Annotated in this window: 23 protein-coding genes; 9 read left to right on the top strand and 14 right to left on the bottom strand. The window is 67.4% G+C overall.

Translation table 11 applies throughout. The features are described 5' to 3' along the window. The 6 genes from HOV91_RS32250 to HOV91_RS32275 all read right to left on the bottom strand — a co-directional run. A partial coding sequence (locus HOV91_RS32250) for an ESX secretion-associated protein EspG (protein WP_174189073.1) occupies window positions 1-714 on the bottom strand: 714 nt, incomplete at its 3' end. Between the two features lie 97 nt (window positions 715-811). After that, window positions 812-1972 carry a hypothetical protein gene (locus HOV91_RS32255; RefSeq protein WP_174189074.1) on the bottom strand — a complete coding sequence of 387 codons (1161 nt, stop codon included), beginning with the start codon at window positions 1970-1972 and terminating at the stop codon, window positions 812-814. After that, a complete protein-coding gene (locus tag HOV91_RS32260) occupies window positions 1969-2448 on the bottom strand; it encodes a hypothetical protein (protein WP_246351256.1) in 480 nt (159 codons plus the stop codon). The genes HOV91_RS32255 and HOV91_RS32260 overlap by 4 nt, the downstream gene beginning before the upstream one ends. 41 nt (window positions 2449-2489) lie before the next feature. Further along, window positions 2490-3056: a DUF3558 domain-containing protein gene (locus HOV91_RS32265; RefSeq protein ID WP_174189075.1), complete on the bottom strand. Its 567-nt coding sequence runs from the start codon at window positions 3054-3056 to the stop codon at window positions 2490-2492. 204 nt (window positions 3057-3260) lie between these two features. After that, complete coding sequence (locus tag HOV91_RS32270; protein ID WP_174189076.1) at window positions 3261-3473, bottom strand: DUF397 domain-containing protein; 213 nt, start codon at window positions 3471-3473, stop codon at window positions 3261-3263. After that, entirely contained in the window at window positions 3470-4348 is an 879-nt protein-coding gene (locus HOV91_RS32275; protein WP_174189077.1) for a helix-turn-helix domain-containing protein, read from the bottom strand. Before HOV91_RS32275 ends, HOV91_RS32270 begins: the two co-directional genes overlap by 4 nt. 249 nt (window positions 4349-4597) lie before the next feature. Here HOV91_RS32275 and HOV91_RS32280 point away from each other — a divergent pair, with 249 nt between their 5' ends. Next, window positions 4598-5059 carry a DNA-directed RNA polymerase subunit beta gene (locus HOV91_RS32280; RefSeq protein ID WP_174189078.1) on the top strand — a complete coding sequence of 154 codons (462 nt, stop codon included), beginning with the start codon at window positions 4598-4600 and terminating at the stop codon, window positions 5057-5059. Further along, window positions 5056-5478, top strand: a complete 423-nt coding sequence (locus HOV91_RS32285) for a DUF4254 domain-containing protein (protein ID WP_312884844.1) — start codon at window positions 5056-5058, stop codon at window positions 5476-5478. Before HOV91_RS32280 ends, HOV91_RS32285 begins: the two co-directional genes overlap by 4 nt. Before the next feature lie 10 nt (window positions 5479-5488). On the opposite strand, the gene HOV91_RS32290 is transcribed toward HOV91_RS32285, so the two are convergent. Further along, window positions 5489-5986, bottom strand: coding sequence for a peroxynitrite isomerase (locus tag HOV91_RS32290; RefSeq protein WP_174189080.1), 498 nt, complete (start codon window positions 5984-5986; stop codon window positions 5489-5491). Between the two features lie 212 nt (window positions 5987-6198). Between HOV91_RS32290 and HOV91_RS32295 the strand changes: the two genes are divergently transcribed. After that, complete coding sequence (locus HOV91_RS32295; RefSeq protein WP_246351260.1) at window positions 6199-7458, top strand: TIGR03118 family protein; 1260 nt, start codon at window positions 6199-6201, stop codon at window positions 7456-7458. Between the two features lie 47 nt (window positions 7459-7505). Here the strand turns inward: HOV91_RS32295 and HOV91_RS32300 are convergent, their stop codons facing one another. The 3 genes from HOV91_RS32300 to HOV91_RS32310 form a co-directional block, all read right to left on the bottom strand. Continuing rightward, on the bottom strand, window positions 7506-8006 hold the full coding sequence (locus HOV91_RS32300) for a hypothetical protein (RefSeq protein WP_174189082.1): 501 nt from the start codon (window positions 8004-8006) through the stop codon (window positions 7506-7508). Between the two features lie 216 nt (window positions 8007-8222). Beyond that, on the bottom strand, window positions 8223-9272 hold the full coding sequence (locus HOV91_RS32305; protein WP_174189083.1) for a DNA polymerase III subunit beta family protein: 1050 nt from the start codon (window positions 9270-9272) through the stop codon (window positions 8223-8225). A 96-nt stretch (window positions 9273-9368) separates the two neighbouring features. Continuing rightward, window positions 9369-9719, bottom strand: a complete 351-nt coding sequence (locus tag HOV91_RS32310) for a winged helix-turn-helix transcriptional regulator (protein ID WP_174189084.1) — start codon at window positions 9717-9719, stop codon at window positions 9369-9371. 72 nt (window positions 9720-9791) lie between these two features. On the opposite strand from HOV91_RS32310, the gene HOV91_RS32315 reads away from it, so the two are divergent. From HOV91_RS32315 to HOV91_RS32325, 3 genes are all read left to right on the top strand, one after another. Next, on the top strand, window positions 9792-10550 hold the full coding sequence (locus tag HOV91_RS32315; protein ID WP_438822713.1) for an SDR family oxidoreductase: 759 nt from the start codon (window positions 9792-9794) through the stop codon (window positions 10548-10550). A 245-nt stretch (window positions 10551-10795) separates the two neighbouring features. Continuing rightward, entirely contained in the window at window positions 10796-11734 is a 939-nt protein-coding gene (locus HOV91_RS32320; RefSeq protein ID WP_174189086.1) for a phosphotransferase, read from the top strand. A gap of 269 nt (window positions 11735-12003) precedes the next feature. Continuing rightward, on the top strand, window positions 12004-12447 hold the full coding sequence (locus HOV91_RS32325) for a DUF4254 domain-containing protein (RefSeq protein WP_312884845.1): 444 nt from the start codon (window positions 12004-12006) through the stop codon (window positions 12445-12447). Between the two features lie 3 nt (window positions 12448-12450). On the opposite strand, the gene HOV91_RS32330 is transcribed toward HOV91_RS32325, so the two are convergent. From HOV91_RS32330 to HOV91_RS32340, 3 genes are all read right to left on the bottom strand, one after another. Continuing rightward, complete coding sequence (locus HOV91_RS32330; protein WP_174189087.1) at window positions 12451-12945, bottom strand: hypothetical protein; 495 nt, start codon at window positions 12943-12945, stop codon at window positions 12451-12453. Window positions 12946-13025: 80 nt separating this feature from the next. Then, window positions 13026-14414, bottom strand: coding sequence for an APC family permease (locus tag HOV91_RS32335; protein WP_174189088.1), 1389 nt, complete (start codon window positions 14412-14414; stop codon window positions 13026-13028). Window positions 14415-14533: 119 nt separating this feature from the next. Continuing rightward, complete coding sequence (locus HOV91_RS32340) at window positions 14534-15403, bottom strand: helix-turn-helix domain-containing protein (protein ID WP_174189089.1); 870 nt, start codon at window positions 15401-15403, stop codon at window positions 14534-14536. A gap of 507 nt (window positions 15404-15910) precedes the next feature. Here HOV91_RS32340 and HOV91_RS32345 point away from each other — a divergent pair. From HOV91_RS32345 to HOV91_RS32355, 3 genes are all read left to right on the top strand, one after another. Further along, entirely contained in the window at window positions 15911-16591 is a 681-nt protein-coding gene (locus tag HOV91_RS32345; RefSeq protein ID WP_312884846.1) for a PAS and ANTAR domain-containing protein, read from the top strand. Between the two features lie 314 nt (window positions 16592-16905). After that, window positions 16906-18018 carry a terpene synthase family protein gene (locus tag HOV91_RS32350; RefSeq protein ID WP_174189091.1) on the top strand — a complete coding sequence of 371 codons (1113 nt, stop codon included), beginning with the start codon at window positions 16906-16908 and terminating at the stop codon, window positions 18016-18018. A gap of 118 nt (window positions 18019-18136) precedes the next feature. Continuing rightward, window positions 18137-19429, top strand: a complete 1293-nt coding sequence (locus tag HOV91_RS32355) for a diguanylate cyclase domain-containing protein (protein WP_312884847.1) — start codon at window positions 18137-18139, stop codon at window positions 19427-19429. A 14-nt stretch (window positions 19430-19443) separates the two neighbouring features. Here the strand turns inward: HOV91_RS32355 and HOV91_RS32360 are convergent. After that, on the bottom strand, window positions 19444-21901 hold a 2458-nt coding region (locus tag HOV91_RS32360; protein ID WP_217441386.1), incomplete at its 5' end, for a winged helix-turn-helix domain-containing protein.

Genomic DNA, 21901 nt, shown 5'->3' on the forward strand with positions numbered 1-21901 from the left:
GTGGGGGGTCAGGTCGGTGGGGGTGGTGGGGCGGACGGTGATGTGGTCGGCGCGGTGTTCGGTGTAGCGGCCGTCGTCGGAGATGTCGTGCCATTGGAGGACTTTGGCGGGCTTGGTGCGGGTGTGCAGGGGAGCGGTGAGCAGGACGGCGGTGCCGCCACCGTCGACAGGGCGGCCGAGGAGGCGCTGGTACTGCTCGCGAGGGGTGTTGCGGGCGTTGTCCTGGAGGTAGGTGTCGCGGCGGGGGGTCAGGTCGTGAGGGTGGAACATGGCGGGTTTCTCGCCGCCGGGCGCGCAGGGCGGGATCGCGTTCACCAGGCGTGCCGGGAGCTGTTCGGCGGGAAACATCCGCACCCGTATCGGCCCGTGTTCGTGTTGATTGCCCGCTTGGCTGAGGACGACAGCGCGGTAAGTATCGCGGGCACCGAGGATCCGGTATTCACGGATGTCGTGCGGGCCGGTGGTGTTCTTGTGCTTGCACGTGCCGCCGAGGATTTCGATGCGGAGGTCGGAAGTGCCCAGGGTGTGGAAGGCCGCGTTGATCTCGTCCAGTTCGTCCGCGGAATAGCGCTGCCACACGGCGGCGCGGTGCGAGGCGAAGTCGTCGCGAAAGGCGAATCGACTCGTGTAGCGCAATGGGCCAGGAATGCGATCGTGTGCGTCGCCGTACCAGAGGGCTGCGAAGTCGTCCGGTTCCCAGATCCATTCAGCCATGTGAGGTCCAATCCGGCCGCGTCGGGGCGGCCACTGTCCACCCGCCCGCACCGGTAGCGATGCGGGCGGGCGCGGAGTCGAGAATAGAGCCGCCCGATCAGGTGGGCGTGCCGCCGATGACGCCGTCCGGCAGCGTTCTCGGCACCTCACCGAGCAATTCGTCGGTGTTCTCCTGGGTGATCAGGTAGTCCGGCGTCTTGTGCTCGGATTCGTCGTCCTTGCCGCCGCCGCGAGCGCCGGGCGCCATCATGCCCGGCATTCCGCTCATTCCGCGCGCGGCGGTGGCCGACGAGGCGGCAGCCGCCGGATTCATCGTTGTGCTCGGCATGCCCGGTGTGCCCGCGACGCTGCGTCCCGGTTGCGGCTGGCTCGGTGTGCCAGGAGATCCGGGGCTGCCCGGTGTGACTCCCGGAGTGTGCGTAGTCGGGGTGCCTGCCGGGGTGGTCTTGGTCGGGTCGGTGGTAGAGGCAGGGGTTGTCGATGTCGGGTCCACACCGGCGGGTGAGGTATCGGTCGTTGTCGTGTCGGAGGACTGCTGGTCCTGCGTCGACTCGTCGGCGGACTGTGGTTCCTCGGTCGTCGTCTCGTCGGGCGTGCCGTCGTCGTTCGTGTTCTCGGAGGTGCCCGGATCGGTGGCGGTGGGACTGGTGCCCGTGTCGTTCGCGCCGGGGCCGCCGCTGTCGCCGCTCTGGTATCCGCCCGGCGGGGGCGCTGGAATGTCGACCGACGCGGTCGGGCCGACCGGAGTGGGCAGCACCGGGATCTTGCCGTCCATCTCGCTGAACGGCTGGACGTAGTACTCCTTCATCGCGACCCGCGCGGCCTGCTCGGCTTCGGACCGGTCGTCCGACAGGATCCAACGCGACGGATGGAAAACGCGCTCGTTCCAGGAGTAGTCGACGGTGTCGGGGAGGGCCTTCTTCGTATTGGAGATGGCGGTGGCGGCGTCGCGGACGCGGTAGTACAGCTCCTCCAGAGAGGTCGTCAGATTCTGCGCGTCGCTGGTGTACTTGGCGATGGAACTTTTGGACTGCTCCGCTGCGGGGCCCGACCAGGCTTGCGCGATGGAAGTCTGGATCGAGCGCGCGAAGGTTTCAACGCCTCGCTCCCACTCGTTGCGAGCTTGCCAGTATGTGTCGGCCTGAGTGAAAGCTTCGCTGGGATCGAGCGGCTTGAACGTGTCGTTGATCTGCGAGTGCTCCCAACTGTCGGCGTGCTCGCCACCGTTCGGAATACGCTTGTTCTCGTAGCCGCTCATTCGTTCGGTCCAATCGGGAGCCTGGGCGGGGCGAATTGGACTCCGACGGGCGGGCGCTCGGGCAGTGTGGTGTTCAGTCTGTTGAAATCTGCCGCAAAATCGCTGTCCGCCTGCATGATTCGATCCCGGACCAGCCGGTGCACTTCTTGGATATCCTCGACGATGCGGTAGTGGTCTTCCATTATCTGATGAACACTGTTGAGATCTTCGGCTCCGCGAGCCTTCTCCTTGAACCTATCGACCAGAGTTTGTGCCGATACCAGGTGGCCGTTGCCCTCGCCCAAGCCCCAGTGGGGATGCCGCGAGACGAAGTCCATGGACCTCTGAATCGATCGAATGGAGATCTTGAAGTACTCGCAGTCTCGGTCTATGTAGATGAAGTCCTCTGCGGACATCTCGATGCCTAGCTGCCCCTCCCGCGCCGCATTCAAGATGTTGGCCATCGGCCGAAGCGGCTCCGTGTTGTCGTCACCCATGTGTGCTACTCCCTCCCGGTGAACTCGATCGCATCAGCGTTTCAAACTGTGGCGGGCAAGGTCGGAACTACTTTCTCCGCCAGAGTCTTCGCGAGCGCGCACGTATCAAGTCGGCCCGTCTTACGATTCGACGACGGATTGCTCAGGAAGAATTCGAGGCTTCCGCCCTTTATATCCACGTTTATGGTGCACACCCTCTCGGGATGCTCCTCGACCTGTCGTGTAGAGATGGCACGGCGCCCGTTGATGGTGTATTCACGGGTATCTGCGAAATTCTTATCCCGTACCATGTCCACGGTGATATTCGTTGTGGTGATGGCGGGTGCGTACCCATCCGGCTGAACCCATCCGCAACCACGCCACTTGATGCCCCCCGAGGCGTTGTGGTCTTCGTTGGTTTTGTGACGCAGGTTCTCTGACTCGAGGACACTCTGCGGGATGTCGGTGCACGGGTTGTAGCCAGTGGGCACGTCAGCGGCGATGCTCGGGCTGGCGGAGGCAGTTCCGGTCGGCACGGCATCACCGGCCGAGGAGTCGCAGCCTGTCAGAACGAGTGCGGCACCGACGGCGAGGACGGCCAGTCGCCGTGGATTGCGCCCTGATGTCATTGGCTCCCCTTGCGCACCGGTTCATTGTCCCTGGCTCTTCGAGGCCGGACCGGCTTCTCCGCCCCCCGCAGCGAATGTCGACGCTACCGGGGGGTTACCTACTGTGCAAGCGGCCCGACGAGCAGGCGGAGTCGCTCAGAGTCGTCCGTCCGGTGAGTGCCCCGGACCGCCACCGAAAGGGGTCCGGGACGCCGGCGGAGCTTGTCAGACCTGCGCCGTGTGGAGGTCACCGCTGGTTATCCAGCTCGTGAAGGAATCCCACTCGGTCGGTGTGAACACCAGCGCTGGTCCGGCTGGATTCTTCGAGTCGCGAACACCCACTGAGCTTTCGCCCAGGAACGCGACCTCGACGCAGTCTTTCTCCGCACTGCTATAGCTGCTCTTGAACCAGGTGACGTCGGATAGGCTGATGTTCACTCGGCGTACTCCTTCGCGATCCTGCAGATGAGGGCTCGGCTTCGCTCCTGGTTCAGCGCCGATCGCTGGATATTGGCGTACGTCTGGCGATATCGCTGAATCTCCTCGGGCTTCTCAAGGTACAGGTCACCGGTGAGTTCCTGTATGTAGACGATCGGTGGCTCGGTGAGGTGGGCGATGGGGTGTTTCGGGAAGTCGAGCATCACAAACGAGCCAGCGCCCAGCCCCGAGTATGCCTCCGCCGCGAGCGGAATCACTCGGATCGAAACGTGCGATCTTTCACCGACCCTCATCAAGTGCCTGAGTTGTTGTTCCATGACCGATCGTCCGCCGATCGCGCGGCGTAACGCGGACTCGTCGATAACGGCCTCCACGAGTATGGGGGTGGAGTCGTCCAAGCGAGCCTTACGCTGCCTGAACATCTCGATCCTCCGTTCGACTTCCTGTCCGGGTATTCCGGGGAGGTCGACCCAGATCAGCGCGCGTCGGTACTCGTCGGTTTGCAGCAGTCCGGGTAAAAGGGTCGTCTGGTAGGAGACGAGACGTTTGGCTACGGCCTCCAGTTCTACGAAGAGGCTGAACTCCCCGGCGATGGTGTCTCCATAGGCGTGCCACCATCCGGTGCGCTTGGTCTCCTCGACCAGGTTGAGCAGGATGGCGGTGCGTTCGTCGGACGCCCCGTACAGCTTGCACAGCCCCTCGATGACCAGCGAGTGAAGCCGGACCGGCTGCCCGGTCTCGATCCGCCACAGGGTCTGTTTGCTCACGTCGATCGCGTCGCGGGCGCACTCTGCGCTGATACCCGCCCCGATTCGCAGCGCCCGTAGCTGCCGCCCCAGCATCCGACGGGGCAGGGTGGAACCTGTTGAACTCACGACGAATCCCTTTCGTAGCCGAACTAGTGGCCGGGTACCTAACTGGAACCTTTTGGCGGGGGGCCTTGGAACCTGGGCGTTATCTGCCCGATTCCACCACTGAGAACATTCCCGCCCAGCTATGCCCGGTGCTCTACTGAACGCGACCGGTCCGATTCGAAGAAGTTCTGAAACCTTAACCGTGCCAACGGTTCCAGGTCCAGCGACCGGGATTTTCGCTTATCCGACTATGTGAATCGAGGCTGGTGAATGAACCATGCGGCATTCGCGGATACGCCCGCGTCCCGCTGCGCGTTTTACCGCCGCATCTGTGGGCTGCCCGCCGGGATACACCCGGAGCTCGGCCGGATCGTGGTGAAGGCGGGCGTGGTCGGCGGGATCACGATGCCCGACAGGCTGGGGCAGTGCGTGCGCGAGGCCATGCTTTCCCGTGGACTACCGCTCGGTCCGATAGTCGGGCATATCCGTTCGTGCCGATGGACTTTCTTGTGCAGGCCCGACCTTCCCGACGATGTGCGGCTGTTCGCGGCGTTGTTCCGGATCGACGTGTCCGTCGTGCCGTTCGGCGGCGAAATCGCGCTGCCTTCGCCCGCCGACGCGAACGGCGTCTTCCGCCGATGGGTGGTGGCTCCGCGGGACACGTTCCGTCCGTCGGGCACGGTGATCGTGAATTGCGCGCTGGCCAGCGCGGGCGGGAAAGGCGCGTCGTGAGTCTGCCGACGCGAAGCGAACTGTTGCGAGCCTGCCGGGAGGACGCGCCGCCGTCGGACCATCCGGTGCTGTCGCGGGCGCGCGCCCTGACCGAACTGCATGCTCGTCGGCTCCGCGTGGGCGGTGCAGACATTCGCGAGACCGAGGCAGGCCGTGCCCGGCTGATCCGCGACGTCGACCGCTGGGTGGCACCTCGATTGCCGGCGGCGCGCGGCGGAGCCTACTTGCACACCGAATCGCTCGGCTCGGTGGTCGACCGCCTCGCTCGGCTCAGCGCGTGCGCGTACGCGGCCATGGCCGAGGACCAGGAATGGGACCTGTGGTTCGCGTGGGAGCGGCTGGCCGAATCGGCCCTGGCCTACGAGGATCTGGTCACCGAGCTGACGAGTGGGCGTCGGCGGTTGCCGAGCGCTTACTAGCGCGGCCGGTTCAGTCCCGCCGCAAGGTGGCCGCCAGGTGATGCCGCAGGGGTTCGCCGACCGCCGCCATCCGCAGTGTGTAGTCGATGGTGTCGCCGGACACGCGCAGCGAACGGCCGAGGGCGGTGACGAGTTTCGCCGTCGTGCTGCGCCCGATGTCGGTGGAATCCAATTCCATGCGCAGCGTGCCGTCCTCGACGGCGAGCGAGCCCTCGCAGATTTCGGTGATTCCGGTCGGATGGGCGAGGATCAATTCGACGCGGTCGGGACGCGGGCAACGCAGATAGCCGGTTTCGGCGTGCAGCGGCCGGCCGTCGTCGGTGGCGCGAGTCTTCTGCCGGTAGGTGAGGAACGGGCGGCCGAGATGGCCGAACCGGATTTCCTCGACATAGCCGAACGGCGGAATGGTCGGGTATTCACCCTGCCCGTTGCCACGCCAAGTGCCGAGCAGTGGAGCGAGCGGGGCGATATCGGGATGCAGGGCAATTGCAGGCTGGGGTTCGACCACGGCGAACAGCCTAAACCCGGCCTTCGCCCGCCGTTCGGGTACTGCGGAAATCGGCTCACGCTAAGGTTAGCTTCGCCTTATCACCAATGTGGTGTGGTCGGAAAGGAAACAGGAAGTTGAACGGACGCTGGAATGAGTCGCGCCGTGGCGGTGTGCCACGGTCGCGGACCCGAAGTGGTCTGCTGCGCACGTCGGCGCTCGGGGTCGCGCTGATGCTGGCCGCGGGCTGCTCGGACTCGAAGCCGGACGAGGTGCGCGCGCTCGACGGCAACAAATACGTCCAGACCAACCTCGCGGCCAACAACGCGGAATACAAGGCGCAGTTCGTTTTTCCCGACCTGGTGAACGCCTGGGGGCTCGCCGACCGTCCCAAGGGCGCGGGCGGGCATTTCTGGGTCGGCGCGGGCGGCAAGTCGTTCCAGTTCGTCGGCGACGTGACCAAGTCAGCGGACGAGAAGGTGCACAAGCTTTTCCAGGACCAGCTGAAGATCGTCACCATTCCCGGCGCGGACGCCGACACCTCGGACAAGAGCGCGGGCAAGACCACCGGCGTGGTGTTCAATCCGGCGCCGATCACCTCCGATCTGTTCGTCGTCCACGACCAGCCGGTGGAGGCAGAAGGCGGACCTCTGAACGGGTCGGCGCGATTCATCTTCGCCACCGACTCCGGCAAGATCTCCGCGTGGACCGAGCAGGGCTTCGAGGGCCGGATCGTGCGCCACGACGGCCCGGCCAATCTGGTCTTCGACGGCGAGCCGCTGGGCATGCAGTTCTTCGGCATCGCGCTCGCACCGTCCGGTGACAAGCTGCTTGCCGCCGATTTCGGCGCCGACCCGCAGGTCCGGACGTTCGACAAGAACTGGCAGCCGATTCCGACCATCGGCTTCGCCAACCCGTTCGCCACCGGTGACGCGATCGACCCGGCCGCGCCGGAGAAGGGGAAGAAGGCCGAGCCGGGCGATCCCGCGCCGTTCAACGTCTCGACCATCGGTGATCGCGTGTTCGTCGCCTACGCCACCACGCAGCCGGACGAGAAGGACGAAACGAAGTTCGACGCCGGTGAAGAAGATTCGCTGGACAAGGACGAAGAGCTGAAGGCGGGCGGCAAGCCGGACAAGGGCAAGCTGGCCGAGTTCGACGCCAACGGCAAGCTGGTGCGCATCATCGACGACGGCAAGCGCCTGAACGCGCCATGGGCGGTGACGATCGCGCCGGACGGCTTCGGTCCGCTCAGTGGCAAACTGCTGGTCGGCAACTTCGGCGGCGCCGGGCACGTGCTGGCCTACGACGACACCACCGGCAAGTTCGCCGACTACCTGCGCGATGCCGACGGCAAGCCGGTCGCCATCGAGGGATTGTGGGCGCTGATGTTCGGCAACGGTGAGAGTCTCGGCGACGCCGACTCGCTGTACTTCACCGCGGGACCCGACGACGAGAAGGACGGCCTGTTCGGCAAGCTCCGCTTGAAGTAGTCCGTTCGCGAGCGGCCCGCACCGGATCGGTGCGGGCCGCTCGCGCGTTATCGGCCACCGGTCGGCGCCGAACCCCTTCGTTCGGTGCGCCGTTCGCGGATCGCCGACTCGACCTCGTCCACCGCCGTGCGGATCGTCGCTCCGTAGCCGTCGTCGGTGAGCAAGTGCAATCGTGCGCGGGCGGCTTCGATCTCGCGCTGCGCGGCGCCGAACGAGCTGAGCCTGCGATAGTCGTCGGCGAGGTTGAGGTGCAGTGACGGGTAGAACGCGTCTACTCGCAGCGAACCGTCATAGCTATGCGCGCGATCGTTCGAAAGGCTGTCGGCGGCGTCGAGCGCGCGGATGTCCCAGGTGAGCGCTTCGGCCGCGTCGTCGTGCAAGTCGGCCAGATAGTGCGCGAGCGTGCAGCGGTGCAGCGGGTCGCCTTGCGGACCGAGCGAGGCCCACACGGCGAGCAGTGCGTCCCGCGCCTCGTCCGGTTGGCCTTCGTGTCCGAGCGCGACAGCGCTGGTAATGGTGTTCATGGTGTGGTCGGGGGATGGGTTCATCGGGGCTCCTTCATGAGTGCGTGGACGGAGAGGTTCGTGGGTGATCGCGCCTGGCTGGCTCGGGTGCCGTGCCGGGCATCGGAGCAGGCGGGGCGGATGGCCGCAATCGCAGGTGAGCGGTAGGACTGGAGCCGCTCAGCGAGAATCGGCGTGCGTAAGTGGGCGGGGCCTCGGGCTGAGTGTGCGTCGCCCGCAGTCGTCGGCGTCCGGTGACTATTACGAGGCGTTGCGGCCGGAAGTTCGTCTGGGCATGGCCAGGGTGGTGAGGTCGCCGTCGGTGGCGGAGCGCAGCACCACCGGCTGGTCGGCCGCGCTGATGTCGAGCATCAGCTCGGGGCCGAGCGCGGTGTGCACGGCGGGCAGCAGTGTCGCGGGCTCGAACGACAGTGTGATGGCGGAGCCGGTGACCGTCGCGGGCAGACGGCGCGCTCCGCCTTGTGCGGATATCGAGATCCCGGACGGATGGATAGCGAATTGTACTGGGGCGTCGTCCTTTTCGAGAAGGTCCAGCATCAATTGCCGCGTGACGATCGCCCTGGTGCGGACCGGTGCGAGCCCGGAGAGCAGGGCGCGGTGATCCGGGAAGGGTTCATCGATGACAGTCGCCCGGTGTTCGACGCCGTCGCCGGTCAGCACCAAGCCGTCGCCGGTCGGTGTGGCGACGACTTCGTCCATGTCGCGCAGCCGCTCGGTGATCGACTCGAGTCCGTCCGGGTCGAGCACTACGGCCCAATCGCCGCCGTGCTGCCGATTCGCGACCACCGTGCGGGTGGACAGGCGGTAGCGGTCGGTCGCGGTGAGCGTCACCGCGTTCGCGCCCGCTTCCAGCAGAACCCCGGCCAGTACCGGTATCTCGCGGGTGCGGGCCGCGGCGGTGCGGACCTGCTCGAGCGCCTCCGCCAGAACCGCGGCATCGACCGCGACGTGAGCTCGCAGCGCCCGGGTGACCAGCGCGGCGACCCGCGCCGCCTCGTCCGCCCGCCGTGCCAGTTCCGCCACGTGACGATCGAGCAGGCGACGTGCGCGCTCGCTGTCACCGGCGAGAATCTCCGCGATCGTCTCCAGCGGGAGATCGATCGCACGCAATTGACGGATGAGCGTCGCGCGCTCCCGCTGCGTGCCGGAGTAGTAGCGGTAGCCGGTCAGCGGGTCGACCCGAGCCGGAACGAGCAGGCCGCAGTCGTCGTAGAACCGCAGCGCGCTGGCCGTGAGCCCGCTGGCCCGCGCCAGCACGCCGATCGTGATCAACCCTGTCGAACTCGTCACCGGGCCATCATGGGGCCTCAACCAACTCGAAGGTCAAATGCGGTTGTCCGATCTGCGGCCCTACGGTCCGGGAAATCGCGGGGCGCTCGGGTGCGGTCAGCCGGCGTCGGCTTCGGTGGGGGTCATCCGCCAGCGGCGCGACCAGTCCCAGACCGTGCCGAGTGCCGTGCCGAGTTCGGTGCCCGCGGTGGTCAGTTCGTAGGACTTGTCGGGGTTCTTCGCGATCAAGCCCGCGGATTGCAGGTGTTGCAAGCGCACCGACAGCATGCTGGAGGAGCAGTTGCCCATGCGTCGGCGCAATTCGAGGAAGCCGAGGCGGTCGGCTTCCAGTTCCCACAGGATGCGCAGAATCCAGCGCTGGCCGAGGAGATCCATCGTGGCCAGCAGCGGCGCGTTCGCCGGATCCTCCCGGCCGCGCGGCGGCCTCGGTTCGCTTGCACTTCTCATTTAGAACCAGCATAGTGATTCTGAATTAGAAGCACTGGCCCGGGGTCGCCGGGCGGGACCGAGAGGATGACGGTGGACGACACGATCGGACGGCGCATCGTTCTGATCACGGGGGCCTCCCGCGGCATCGGCGCGGAGACCGCGCGAGTGCTCGCCGCGCGCGGTGACCACGTGGTGATCAACTACCGGGAGAAGGCCAAGCGAGCCGAGACGCTGGCGGAGTCGATCCGGCAGACGGGCGGTAGCGCGTCCACCGCGGGCGCCGACATCGCGGGCGCGAATTCGGCCGGTGCCCTGATCGCGCAGGTCGTGGCGGAGTTCGGGCGGCTGGATGTGCTGGTGCTCAACGCTTCCGGCGGGCTGGAGCGCAATGCCGGACCCGATTACGCGATGGCCCTCAATCGTGACGCGCAGGAGCGACTGGTCCGGCTGGCCCTGCCGCACATGCCGTCCGGTTCGCGGATCGTCTTCGTGACCAGTCATCAGGCGCACTTCCACGGCCGCAAACCGGTCCCCGCCGACTACGAACCCATAGCCGCGAGCAAGCGCGCGGGCGAAGACGTCCTGCGGGCCATGATCCCGGAACTCACCAGCCGGGGCATCGCCTTGCATGTGGTCTCCGGCGACATGATCGACGGCACGATCATCGTCCAGCTGCTGGAACGCCGAAACCCCGACGCCGTGGCCGCCCGCCGCCACCAAGGCGCCCTCCCCACCGTCACCGAGTTCGCCACCGCTGTCGCCCGGGCCACCACCAGTCCCGCCGATCCGGGCCACACCACCTACGTCGGCGGTCAGGACTACCTGGCCACGCCCGAGGCAACTTCCTGAGTGGTGCTCAGGGGCAGAGCGCAGACCGGCAGCACCGCTCTGTCGTGGACTGAAGCCTGATCACAGGTGCCGCGGTCCGCGCCGAACCCGATTGTCGGTTCCCGGTTCACGCGGTGTCCGTCGATCGGGTACTCCCGACGATCAACGATCTCGCGCGGCGGGCAAGCGCCTCGGATGGCGACTGTCGGTCTCCATGGGCAGGTAATTCAGTGGTGCGTGGCCCGGGGGACTCGGACGATGGGGTGATGGTCGATTACCTAAGCGCCGCGTCGAGGATCAGGTTCGCGGAGGTGCCGCATCCCGTTCGGGTGGAAGTGGAGCGGATGCTCGGGGATGCGGTGTGCGCGGCCGTGGATCAGCGTGGTGGGTTCAGTCACGGCGTGGCGGCGCGAGTCCGTACGGTCGGTGGTGACGCTGCCTTCGTGAAGGCGATCGAGATGGCGGATGGGCTCGCGCCGGTGTATCGGCAGGAGGCGCGGATCGCGTCGCTCCTGCCCGCGACGGCCCCCGCGCCACGATGCCGGTTCTCGGGTGAGATCGCGGGATGGTTCGTCGCAGGGTTCGACGATGTGGAGGGGACGTTCCCGCGACTCGACGACCCAGGGGAGTTGCGCGAGACCCTCGATCTGGTGACGCGGTTGGCGACGGAGTTGACACCGAGCCCCCTGGCGGATGTGCCGACGGTGGCGCAAGCCTATGGGGCGAAGCTGGTCGGCTGGCGCACTTACGCGATCGACGGGCCTCCGGCGGACCTGGACGGTTGGTCCGTGCGTCACCTGACGGAACTGGCGGGGCTGGAAGCGACATGGCCCGCTGCCGCAGCGGGAGATACATTGCTGCACACCGATCTCCGGCCGGACAATCTGTTGCGGCGCGCGGACGGTGCGGTGCTGGCAGTCGATTGGGCGTGGGCATGCCGAGGCGCGGCGTGGATCGACCTCGTCGCTCTCGCGCCGTCGATCGCGGCCGCCGGTGTCGATCCGGATCCGATCCTCGCCACGCATCCGGTGACCCGTGATGTCGATCCGGCGGCGGTCGACGCTTTCGTCTGCGCGCTGGCCGGGTATTGGGCAGTGGCCTGCCGGAAGCCGGGGTTGCCGCGATCGCCGTATTTGCGAGAAAATCAGTCGGTGTTTGCTCGACTCGCTATCGAGTGGCTGGCGTGTCGGCTCGGTTGGCAATAGTCGCAGGAAAGTTGGCGTCATCTTTGGAAAACGCGAGGTCACTGGATGTTTGCCGTAGGTGCATCGCCGGTCCTGGCGCCGGAAAGTCGATCGATGGGCGTGTCGCTCGAGCCGAAGTGATCGAATTCGACACGGGGACCTGCTCCCTCGGTCACGCTAGGGGTATGTGGATGTTCGGGCAGTGCCGGGACACCGGCGAGGCAAGGCATCGAGGACGTGACCGAGACGCGTCCACCCTGGTCGAGACGGGGGTGCGGAAGGTGGATCAGGTGTCCGAGGCCAGGGTGGTTCCCGGCAAAGAACTTCTGCTGGCCGCCTTTCGGGGCCTGCCGCACCTGGATCATCCGATGCTGGAGGCGGCCGGAGAACTGGCTCAGTTGCACGAGACTCGCGAGCGCACCCCGGCGAGTCAGTGCGACAAGCTCGACCGGCGCCGGGCGCAACTCGTGCGCGGCATAGACCGCTGGGTCACGCTGGCGATGCCGATACCGCCGCCCGCCGCGCCCGAACACACCGAGACGGTGGGCCATATGGTGGACCGCCTGGCCGTGCTGGCCGCCCAGGCTTTCGCGGCGCTGTCGCACGCACCGGAATCGGTGTTCTACGACGCGTGGGTGCGGATCGACGAATTGGCCGACGGTTACCAGGATCTCATCGACGACCTGCGCACCGGTGCCAGGCGACTACCCGAGGGGCGCTACGACCGCTGGTAGCTGTCAGCCTCGCCCGAACAGCCGGAACGACCGCTTGCGGCGGCGCGGCAGCGTCGCGTACACCATGGTCATGTCGGCGAAGACCTCGGCTTCCCGCTCGCGATCGGTGCCGAATTCGGCACGGCCGAGCACGTGTTCGATCGAATGCGGCGAAATCGACGGCAGGATGACGGCCAGCGAGGGCGGCAGCGGGTCGCCGCGTTCGTGGTCTTTGTGGTGCCCGAGCAGCATGTGCCCGATCTCGTGCAGGATGACGTGATCGGCGTTGCGGCCGGTCGCCGCGGCGTCGTACACGATGATGTCGTCGTGCTTGCGTGCCACCCACAGGCCGCCTCCGCCGCAGCCTGTTTCGGCCAGCATCGCTTTGGGCACGGGGTGCAGGCTGATCGAGCGTCCGCGATGGGCGGCCACCGCGGCCAGATAGGCGGTCAGATTCCACGGGTTCGGGAGGGGCACGGTCCGGGTGGCATCCCCGAAACGGGCTTCCATGCTGGTCATCGGCGCCCACCTTACCTACCGGGCAGCGACTAGTCATCCGCAGAAATCCGACATACCGGCGGACACGCGCGGCCGGTGGGTCAGTCGGCGCTCGGCTTGTTGTCCAACGGCTGGGCCCGGATGGAACGGAGGGCCAGATAATTCAGGCCCCACAGCGCGATTCCGATGGCCAGCAGCACACCCGCGATGGCGTACTGCGCCGGATTGCGGTCGGTCAACGGCGTGACGAGAAAGCCGCAGGTGAGCGCGCCGAGGACGGGCAGTGGCGTCGGCGTCCTGAAGTGCTTGTGCGGCACCGGGTCTCGGCGCAGCACCAGCACGGCGACGTTGACCACGGTGAACACCGCGAGCAGCAGCAGCGCCGTGGTGCCGCCGAGTTCGGGCACTTCGCCGACGAACAGGATCAGCCCGAGCGCAAGCAGCGTGGTGAAGATGATGGCGTTGTAGGGCGTCCGGCGCTTCTCGTGCACGCGGCCGAACGGCCGGGGCAGTACGCCTTGCCGGGCCATGCCGTAGATCAGGCGGCTGGCCATCAGCATGTTGATCAGCGCCGAATTGGCGACGGCGAACATGGTGATATACGCGAAGATGTGGGTGGGGAAGCTGGGCGCGCCGGCCTCGACCACCTTCAGCAGTGGCGTATCGCCTTGGCCGAGCTGGTCGGCGGGCACCAGCGCCACCGCGCTGATGGACACCAGGATGTAGATGAGCCCGGTGATGAGCAGCCCGGCGAGCAGCACCTTCGGGAAGATCCGGCTGGGCTCCTTGCACTCCTCGGCCATGTTCACCGAGTCCTCGAATCCCACCATCGCGTAGAACGCGAGCGTGGTGGCCACGATGACGCCGCCGACCGCGTTGCGCTCGCCGGTGTCGAATTCGACGATGCGGGAGAAGTCGCCGTCGCCCACGCCCAGCGCCCAGCAGCCGATCCCGATGACGATCAGCAGCCCGGTCAGCTCCACGCAGGTGAGCACCACGTTGAGCTTCACGCCCTCGCTCACCCCGCGCAGATTGACCGCCGCGACCACCGCCATGAACACCAGCGCGATCACCGTCACCGCGATCCCGCTGCCCAGCTCCAGGTCGAAGGCTTCGGCGAAGTTGGCCGCGAACGCCCGCGAGGCCGTCGACGCGGAGGTGATTCCCGAGCTCATCACCGCGAAGGCGACCATGAAGGTGAGGAAATGGATGCCGAAGGCCTTGTGCGTGTAGAGGGCGGCGCCCGCGGCGTGCGGATACTTGGTGACCAGCTCGAGGTAGCTGAAACCGGTGATGAGCGCGACCAGGAACGCCACCAGGAACGGCACCCACACCGCCCCGCCGACCTCGTTGGCCACCTTTCCGGTGAGCGCGTAGATGCCGGTGCCGAGGATGTCGCCGACGACGAACAGCAAGAGCAGTCCCGGCCCCATCACCCGTTTGAGCTCGGGCCCCGATTCGGACGTCGGATTCACAGTGACTTCGGACATGCGTCCTCCCCTCGGCAGTAAGGGCGAGGGTACCCACTCCGCGGCGGAATAGTCGTGCACCGGGCCGTTTCGTCGCGCGGATCCGCGGCCTCGGCCGCGGCGACCCGCTCGGGTCGCGGCTAGTCCATCCGGTCCATCCGGCGCGCGGTCTCCACGATCATGGCCGCGGAGTCGCGGGGGCTCAGCGCCATGGCGCGCAGCTGGTCGAAGATCACCCCGAAGCGGCGGATCTCGGTGTGGCCCTCGATCAGCTCGTCGCCCGCGATGCCCTCCACGTAGACCAGTTCCGGGTCGGCCGGGTCGGGGAAATCCAGCAGGGTGAACGAACCCGCCATACCGGGGTGCGCACCGGCGTCGAACGGCAATATCTGCAGGATCACGTTCTTGCGCTTGATCTCTTGCAGCAGCCGGTCGAGCTGGCCGCGCATCACCGCCGGGCCGCCGACGGTGCGCCGGATCGCGGCCTCGTCCATCACCACCCACAGCTCGAGCGGGTCCTCCTTGGTGAGGTTGACGGCGCGATCCATCCTGGCCTTCGCCCTGCTCTCCATGACCGAAGCCTCCAGCTTCGGCATCGAGGTGTCGATCACGGCGGTCGCGTACTCGTAGGTCTGCAAAAGCCCTGGGACGATGGAGGTCTGGTAGTGCCGGGCCGACAGCGCCTCGGACTCGAAGTTGATGTAGGCGGCGTACACCTCCGACACGCTGCCCTCGTAGGCGCGCGACATGCCGGGCTTCAGCGCGTCCGACAGCAGTTCCAGGGCGTCCTCGCGCTGTTCGTCGCCGATGCGGTACAGGTCGAGCATCGCCATCAGGGTGCGACGCTGGGGCCGGGCTTGGGCGGTCTCGATCCGGTACAGCGTGGTGACGTTGATCCCGGTCTTCGCGCTGACCTCTTCTTTGCTGAGCTGGGCGTTCTCGCGCATCTCGTGCAGCATTGCCGCCAGCCGCCGCAACCGGACGGTCAGGACGGTGCGCTTGCCTGCCATCAGTACAACCCCTTCGGTCTGCGCACTAGCTGGAACGTGTTATGACGTTCGCCCTCGAATGCGGCCTATGTGCAGCGGATCTGTGCCGAGTGTGGGCACAGCAACAGAGACTACCTCCCGTGATCCACGTTATGGTCGGTGTTTTCGCGGGCGTTTACGCCAGCCCCGCAACTTGCGGGGCAAACCGGACCGACTGTTCGGTGGACGCGGCCCGCGAATACTCGCGGACCTGCTCGGCGGCGTCGGGCAGACGGCGGGAATGCCGCGGACGAGCGTCACTGGTGCCGGTTCGTGCCCGGCTCGGCGGCGACGGGTCGTCGGCAGCGGTGCGGGGGCGCAGCTGCCGCGGCCTATTGCGGAATGGTTGCTGATGGATTATTGACGCTACTTATCCCCTATTTTCCATAGGTAGATGCCGCTTTACTGTGGATGCGGAGAGTTTGCCACAATTCGATTTCATTCCGTGTTCCGCGCCGTCGCCCGCGGACGCCGATGGATAATGACCGCGTGACGAGGATCGATCACCCCACGGTGCGAAGCGCCTCCGCGATCGAGAGCGTCTTCGCGGGCACGCCGCAGAGCATGGGTGGCTTCCGCTTCTGGTTCGAGGATCAGCGATGGGAATGGTCGGACGAAGCGGCCGCCATATACGGCTACGCCGGGGGGAGCGAGCGACCCAGCACGGAATTGCTGCTCGCGCACAAGCACCCCGACGACCGCGTGCCGGCCGACCCGTCCGTCGCCGCCGCCGTGCGCACCGGTGAGCCGTTCTGTGGCCGCCACCGTGTCATCGACACCGCCGGGCGAACCCATCACGTCATCGTCGTCACCGACCGCATGCTGGACGAGCGGGAGTCGGTGGTCGGCGCCTGCGGCTATCTGATCGACGTGTCCGAGACCCTCGAGGAGAACCGGCAAGAGGTCCTCGACGGCACGCTGCCCGAACTGGTCGAGTCGCGAGCGGTGATCGAGCAGGCCAAGGGCGTTCTGATGCTCGTGTACGGGATCAACGCCGAGCAGGCGTTCCGGGTATTGCAGTGGCGCTCCCAGGAGACCAACATCAAGCTGCGGACTCTGGCGCGGCAATTGGTCGAGGAGATTCCCGCGATGGGCGGCGGCCCGGCTGCGCAGCGGGCCCGCTTCGACCATCTGCTGCTGACCATGCACGACGTCCTGCCGTCGAAGTGAGCGCACCCTCGGCCGTCGTGTCGCCTATTTGACGAACCCCGGGCCGTTCGACTGTCGCGCTCGGCGACACCGGATCGGGGCGCCGGATCGCGTGTCCCAGACGGGCCGCTTACCTCGATGGGTCACGGTGACCCCGGGGCTGGGGCGCATGTTTCGTGGTGAACTCGCCGTTCGCTGTGCTTCGACGCCAGATCGCGCGTGCGCCAACGCTATCGGCCGAGCGGAAGTTGCGTGATCTTCGCCCTTCGACCGATCCCACTCCCGATAAGTCGGAGACAATTCATTAGAAGTCACCATAGTGGGAGGAAGTCGTTGTGGTCAGTGAGTACACATCGGCGCTCGAGCAAGAAATCGTCACCATGCGGGGGCAGCACGAGATGTTGCTGCGGGCCGGGCGGCAGTGGTCGTTGCGCGCGATGTTCGGCACGCCCGACTGGGACATCGTCGATTACTGCCGCGACTTCCGGCCCAACCGGTTCGGTGAGCAAGCCTGCGCGGAGGTCGAGCGCTTCTGCCGCGAGCACGGCATCTGGCTCGAGCGTGCGGGACCGCACTACAACAGCATGACGCCCTATCTGCATCCCGGCGCCGTGACCGCGGAGCGGATGACGATCATCGGTCTCTACAACGCGATCCTGTTCTGGCTCAACGACACTGTCGGCCGGGAGAAGTTCGGGCACCTCGGCGAGCACGAGCAGCACCGGGCGCGCGTCGCGATCGACCGGCTGTGCGTGCTGCTGCGCACCCGCTCGGCGCCCGCGGACCCGACCCCGTTGGAGACCGCGACGTCGGCGTTCCTCACGATGTTGGCCGCCCTCGCGGACCCGGCCTGGCTCGACCGGTTCATCGACTCCACCATCGAGCACCTGCGGCCCGCGATCCAGGATCAGAACGCCAGGGCGCGCGGCGACCTGCTGAGCGTCGCCGAGTACATCGACCTGCGATCCCAGGTGTCGGGCATGTATCCGGCGATCGCGCTGTGCGAGTTCGGCCGGGACGATTACCTGCCCTGGGAGCGGATCGGGCACACCGAGCTCGCCGGGGACCTCCGCCGGCTGCGGGTGCTGACCGTGGAGATCGGCGCGCTGATGAACGACGTGTTCTCCTTCGAGAAGGAGTGCATCGTCGATCTCGCGGATTTCAATTTGATCCCGGCGGTCCTGCTGAACCATCCCGGATGGGCACTGGAGGACGCCGTGCGCGGCGCCACAGAGATCGTGCGCGCGCGGCTGGCCGAATTCCGGCAGGTTGGCGCGGTGGCGACCGAACGGTGCGAGCGCCTGGGCGCGGAAGACGCCGCGGTGGCGGCCACGGTCTCGGCGCACATCGCCGATCTGATCGCGTGTGTCCAGGCGACTTGGGTGTGGCAGGTGGAGACGCTGCGGTACAAAGGTGCGTCGATATTCCGGGAGAACGGGCTCGAATAGGCACGCCACCCCCACCACGTCTGGGAATGCTTCCAGGCGGCAGTACTCGACGGTCTCGAACTTGTGTGGATACGATGCGTCGGGGGCTATCTCCGGCCTGAACGGTGAGGGGGTTGCGGTGGAACAGATCGAACTCGCCTCGATGGCGAACTTGTGGTGGCGCGCGTTGCAGGGCGTCGTCGCCGAGGGGTCCGTGTCCGTACCGGACCCCGAACTCGTGCTGCTCGGCCTGGTCGAGGAGCTGGTCTCCGCCCTGCGAGCCGAACCGTTCGACGCCGGCGCCGGTTTGCGCGTCGGCGCGGCGCTGGCCTCGGCCGGGCTGGTCGGCCCGGCCGTGCCGAGCGCGTCCGCGCAGGTCCTCTACGGACTGGCCGAACCAGGAGCGGCTCCGGAACAGGGACGGCGGCTCGCGGCGCTGCTCGCGGCGGTCGGCCAGGGACACGAAGCGCAGTCCCGCTCGGACGAAGTGGCGGCGAGCAACGCGGCCCGAGCGGCCGGCGAACGGTTCCGGGTGGTCTTCGACAACGCCGCGATCGCGATCGCCATCGGCGACACCGACGGGACGCTGCTGGACGTCAACCGGGGCTTGGCCGAGATGATCGGCGTCCCGGCCGACACCTTGCGCGGAGTGTCCGTCTACGACTTCGCGCACCCCAACGACCGCGAGGGCATCCGCACACTGGTGTACGACAAGCTGGTCCCGGCCGGGAAAGGCACGGTCAAACTGGAGCAGCGAATCCGCCGCGCCGACGACAGCTACGGCTGGGCCTCGTTCGCCATCACCTTCGTCAAGGGCGTCGACGGGCAGAGCGACTATCTGCTCGCCGTCGGTGAGGACGTCACCGAGCAGCACCGGATGCGGGAGGAACTGCACCGGCAGGCCCGGCACGACCCCCTCACCGGGTTGCCGAACCGGCGGCATCTCATCGAGCGGATCGACGCGATGATCGCGGAAGCCAGCAACGGAGACCGCGCGGGATTGTGTTTCGTCGACATCGACCGCTTCAAACACGTCAACGACCGCTACGGCCACGGAACGGGCGATCAGATCCTGACCGCGGTGGCCGGTCGCCTGCAGGACAGCGTGCGCGGATCCGGGTGCCTGGTCGCCCGCATCGGCGGCGACGAGTTCGTCGCGCTGATCCCGCCGCCTGCCAGCGACCATCGGGTGGCCACCGTGGCGAACAGCCTGCTGGAGGCGCTGGTCGACCCGATAACGGCCGGTGACCGGCGACTACGCATGTCGATCAGCATCGGCGCGGTCGTCACCGCGGTCGCGGGCGCGGACGCCGAATCGCTGCTCGATGCCGCCGACACCGGCCTCTATCGGGCGAAGGCCGACGGCAAGGGCAGGTGGGTGCTGCACATTCTCGACACCGACACCTCTCGCGGCCCGCAGCCGGTGGTGTGAGCCCCGAGGCCGCTTCAGCGGGCCAGCAACCGGTGCAGGAAGGCGGGCGGAACCAGCGGCCACTCCTCGTGCCAACGGCCTTCGCGTAGGTCGAAGTGCACGCTGTGCAGCAGCGACATGATCCAGGGGCCCTCGTCCAGCAGCGGCCGGATCAGCCCGGCGTCGGCGCACCTGGCCACGATCGGAACCACGACGTCCTTCGCCGCCTCGGTCTTCCCGGCCGCCGCGAGGCAGGTGGCGAGCAGCAGGGACGCTTGCGCCGCGGCCTTGGGCCGCCGAACAGCATCGATGGAGTCCCGCAACTGCTGGGCGCGTGCCACCGCGGCGGCGACCCGCTTGGCGGCGCCGGACCGCAGCAGCATCCGGATCGCGGAATCCTCCCGCAATTCCGCGGCCATAATGGCGATGCCGCCTTCTCCGGCAGGCGGTTCGGTGACGTAGGTGGCCGTCAAGCCGAGGCGGACCTGCTCGTTGGCGATGCGGGTGGCCAGGCGCGGCAGCTTCAGTGCCCGGGCCACCTCGGCGCCTTCGTCCAGCCGTCGTGCCGCGGATGCCAGATCGCCGCGCAGCGCTTTGATCCGCGCGCCGGTGGCGTAGTTGGCCATCAGGAAGTCGACCGGGCCGCCCTCGATGCCGAGCCGGCCTGCTTCGTCCAGCAGGCGCTCGGCGGCCGCGACCTGGTCCCGTTTGTAGAGCAGTTCGCCGAGCAGGGCGCCGGCCAGACGAGCGGCGTAGGACCGCGGGCCCGACGAGGCGGTGGCGAGGTCGAGCGCGGTGCGGAAGCTGCGCTCGGCCGCCGCGATATCGAGTTCTTCCCGTGCCGCGATGCCCACCAGGCTGTGGCTGTACATCAAGATGAACGTGCTGCGGGTCTGCTGGTAGAAGGGGGTGGCCCAGTCGTGCCATTCCCGCGCCCGCTCGTAGTCGAATCGGCTGATCGCGGAGAACGCGGCGAGGTTCGCCGCCGCGCACAGCGCCCACGGCCCCAGCGTGTCGGCCCGGCCGAGGCATTTGCCGACCACCGCGTCCACGCCCTCCGGGTGGTCGGCGAAGGCGCGTTCCACGCACTCGATCAGATCGGCTTCGAGCGCGAGATCGGGATCGGTGGCCGCGGTCTTGTCCAGCGACGCCCGCACCAGCCGCAGGGCGGCGTGCAGTTCGGTGGGCTGGCGCAGCAGCGCGTTCGTCCAGGCCACGCCGACCTGTAACCGAGGGCGGGCGGCGGCGGCCGTGGGCGGGAGCTTGGCGACCAGTCCCAGAAACGTCGCGAGCTGGGCGTCCTGCACCAGATCACGGGATTTCGCCTCCAGGATGTCGACGGCCTTCTCCCCGTCGTCAGCGGCCAGCGCGTGGTCGATGGCCTCGCTGAGCATCCCGTGGTCGGCGAACCAGGCGGCCGCCGCGCGATGCAGCTCGGGCACCTGCTCGGGCCGGTCGCGTTCGAGCCGCCTGCGCAGGAACTCCGCGAACAGATGGTGATAGCGGAACCAGTCGCCGTCCTCGTCGACGCGGCGCAGGAACAGATTGCGGCGTTCCAGATTCTCCAGGACGGCCTGCCCGTGCGGCCGTCCGGTCAAGGCCGTCACCAGGCTGCCGGAGACTCGTTCCAGGAGCGAGGTTTCGAGCATGATGTCGAGCAGTTCGGGCTCGACGGTGTCGAGCACGTTCTCGGCCAGGTACTCGGCGATGGCGTGGTGGTGTCCGGACAGGTGGGCGATCAGCGAGGCCGGGTCGGGGTGCTCGCGCAGCGACAGCGACGCGAGTTGCAAGGCCGCCGCCCAGCCCTCGGTGTAGTCGCGCAGCTCGGCGCTCTCGGCCTCGGCCAGGGTGAGACCGGTCTGCTCGGCGAGAAAAGCCCGTGCCTCCTCGGCGTCGAAACGCAGTGCGGCGGCGTCGATTTCGACGAGGTCGTGGCGCACGCGCATGGTGCCGAGCGGCAAACTCTCCAGCGATCGGCTGGTCAGGATGATCTGCAGGTGGCGCGGACCCTGCTCGATCAGGTAGTGCAGGGCGTCGACGGCGGCGGGATCGGTGATCCGATCCCAGTCATCGATCACCAGGGCGAACCGTTCGTCGCGCTCGTCAATGGTGTCGATCAGCGTGGTGAGCACGTAGCGCGCGGCGGCGTCGTCGCCCTCTTCGAGGATGGGCGCCAGGTCGGGTGCCAGCCCGGGGACCACGCGGTGGAACGCTTCGATCAGGTGCGTCAGCAACCAGACCACGTTGTTGTCGTCGCGGTCGACGTTCAACCAGGCCACCGCCACCTTGTCGGTCTCGGCGAGGCGCTTGGCCCACTGGGCCGCCAGCGTGCTCTTGCCGAACCCGGCCGGGGCGTGGATGACGACCAGCCGCGGCTGTGGCTCGGTTTGCAGCGCCGCGATCAGGCGGTCGCGCCGGACCAGCGGCCGCGTCGACATCGCGGGGCGGAACTTGGTCTCGGGCGTCGGCGGGGTCCTGGGATGGGGAGTGGGG

The sequence above is a fragment of the Nocardia barduliensis genome, from assembly GCF_013315795.1.
In the GTDB taxonomy this organism is placed as follows: domain Bacteria; phylum Actinomycetota; class Actinomycetes; order Mycobacteriales; family Mycobacteriaceae; genus Nocardia; species Nocardia barduliensis.

Excerpts from the sequence above, each read along its gene's own strand:
- HOV91_RS32255 (WP_174189074.1), bottom strand. The coding sequence starts at position 1,972 with ATGAGCGGCTACGAGAACAAGCGTATTCCGAACGGTGGCGAGCACGCC.
- HOV91_RS32260 (WP_246351256.1), bottom strand. The coding sequence starts at position 2,448 with ATGGGTGACGACAACACGGAGCCGCTTCGGCCGATGGCCAACATCTTG.
- HOV91_RS32265 (WP_174189075.1), bottom strand. The coding sequence starts at position 3,056 with ATGACATCAGGGCGCAATCCACGGCGACTGGCCGTCCTCGCCGTCGGT.
- HOV91_RS32280 (WP_174189078.1), top strand. The coding sequence starts at position 4,598 with ATGAACCATGCGGCATTCGCGGATACGCCCGCGTCCCGCTGCGCGTTT.
- HOV91_RS32295 (WP_246351260.1), top strand. The coding sequence starts at position 6,199 with ATGCTGGCCGCGGGCTGCTCGGACTCGAAGCCGGACGAGGTGCGCGCG.
- HOV91_RS32300 (WP_174189082.1), bottom strand. The coding sequence starts at position 8,006 with ATGAACCCATCCCCCGACCACACCATGAACACCATTACCAGCGCTGTC.
- HOV91_RS32310 (WP_174189084.1), bottom strand. The coding sequence starts at position 9,719 with ATGAGAAGTGCAAGCGAACCGAGGCCGCCGCGCGGCCGGGAGGATCCG.
- HOV91_RS32320 (WP_174189086.1), top strand. The coding sequence starts at position 10,796 with ATGGTCGATTACCTAAGCGCCGCGTCGAGGATCAGGTTCGCGGAGGTG.
- HOV91_RS32330 (WP_174189087.1), bottom strand. The coding sequence starts at position 12,945 with ATGACCAGCATGGAAGCCCGTTTCGGGGATGCCACCCGGACCGTGCCC.
- HOV91_RS32335 (WP_174189088.1), bottom strand. The coding sequence starts at position 14,414 with ATGTCCGAAGTCACTGTGAATCCGACGTCCGAATCGGGGCCCGAGCTC.
- HOV91_RS32340 (WP_174189089.1), bottom strand. The coding sequence starts at position 15,403 with ATGGCAGGCAAGCGCACCGTCCTGACCGTCCGGTTGCGGCGGCTGGCG.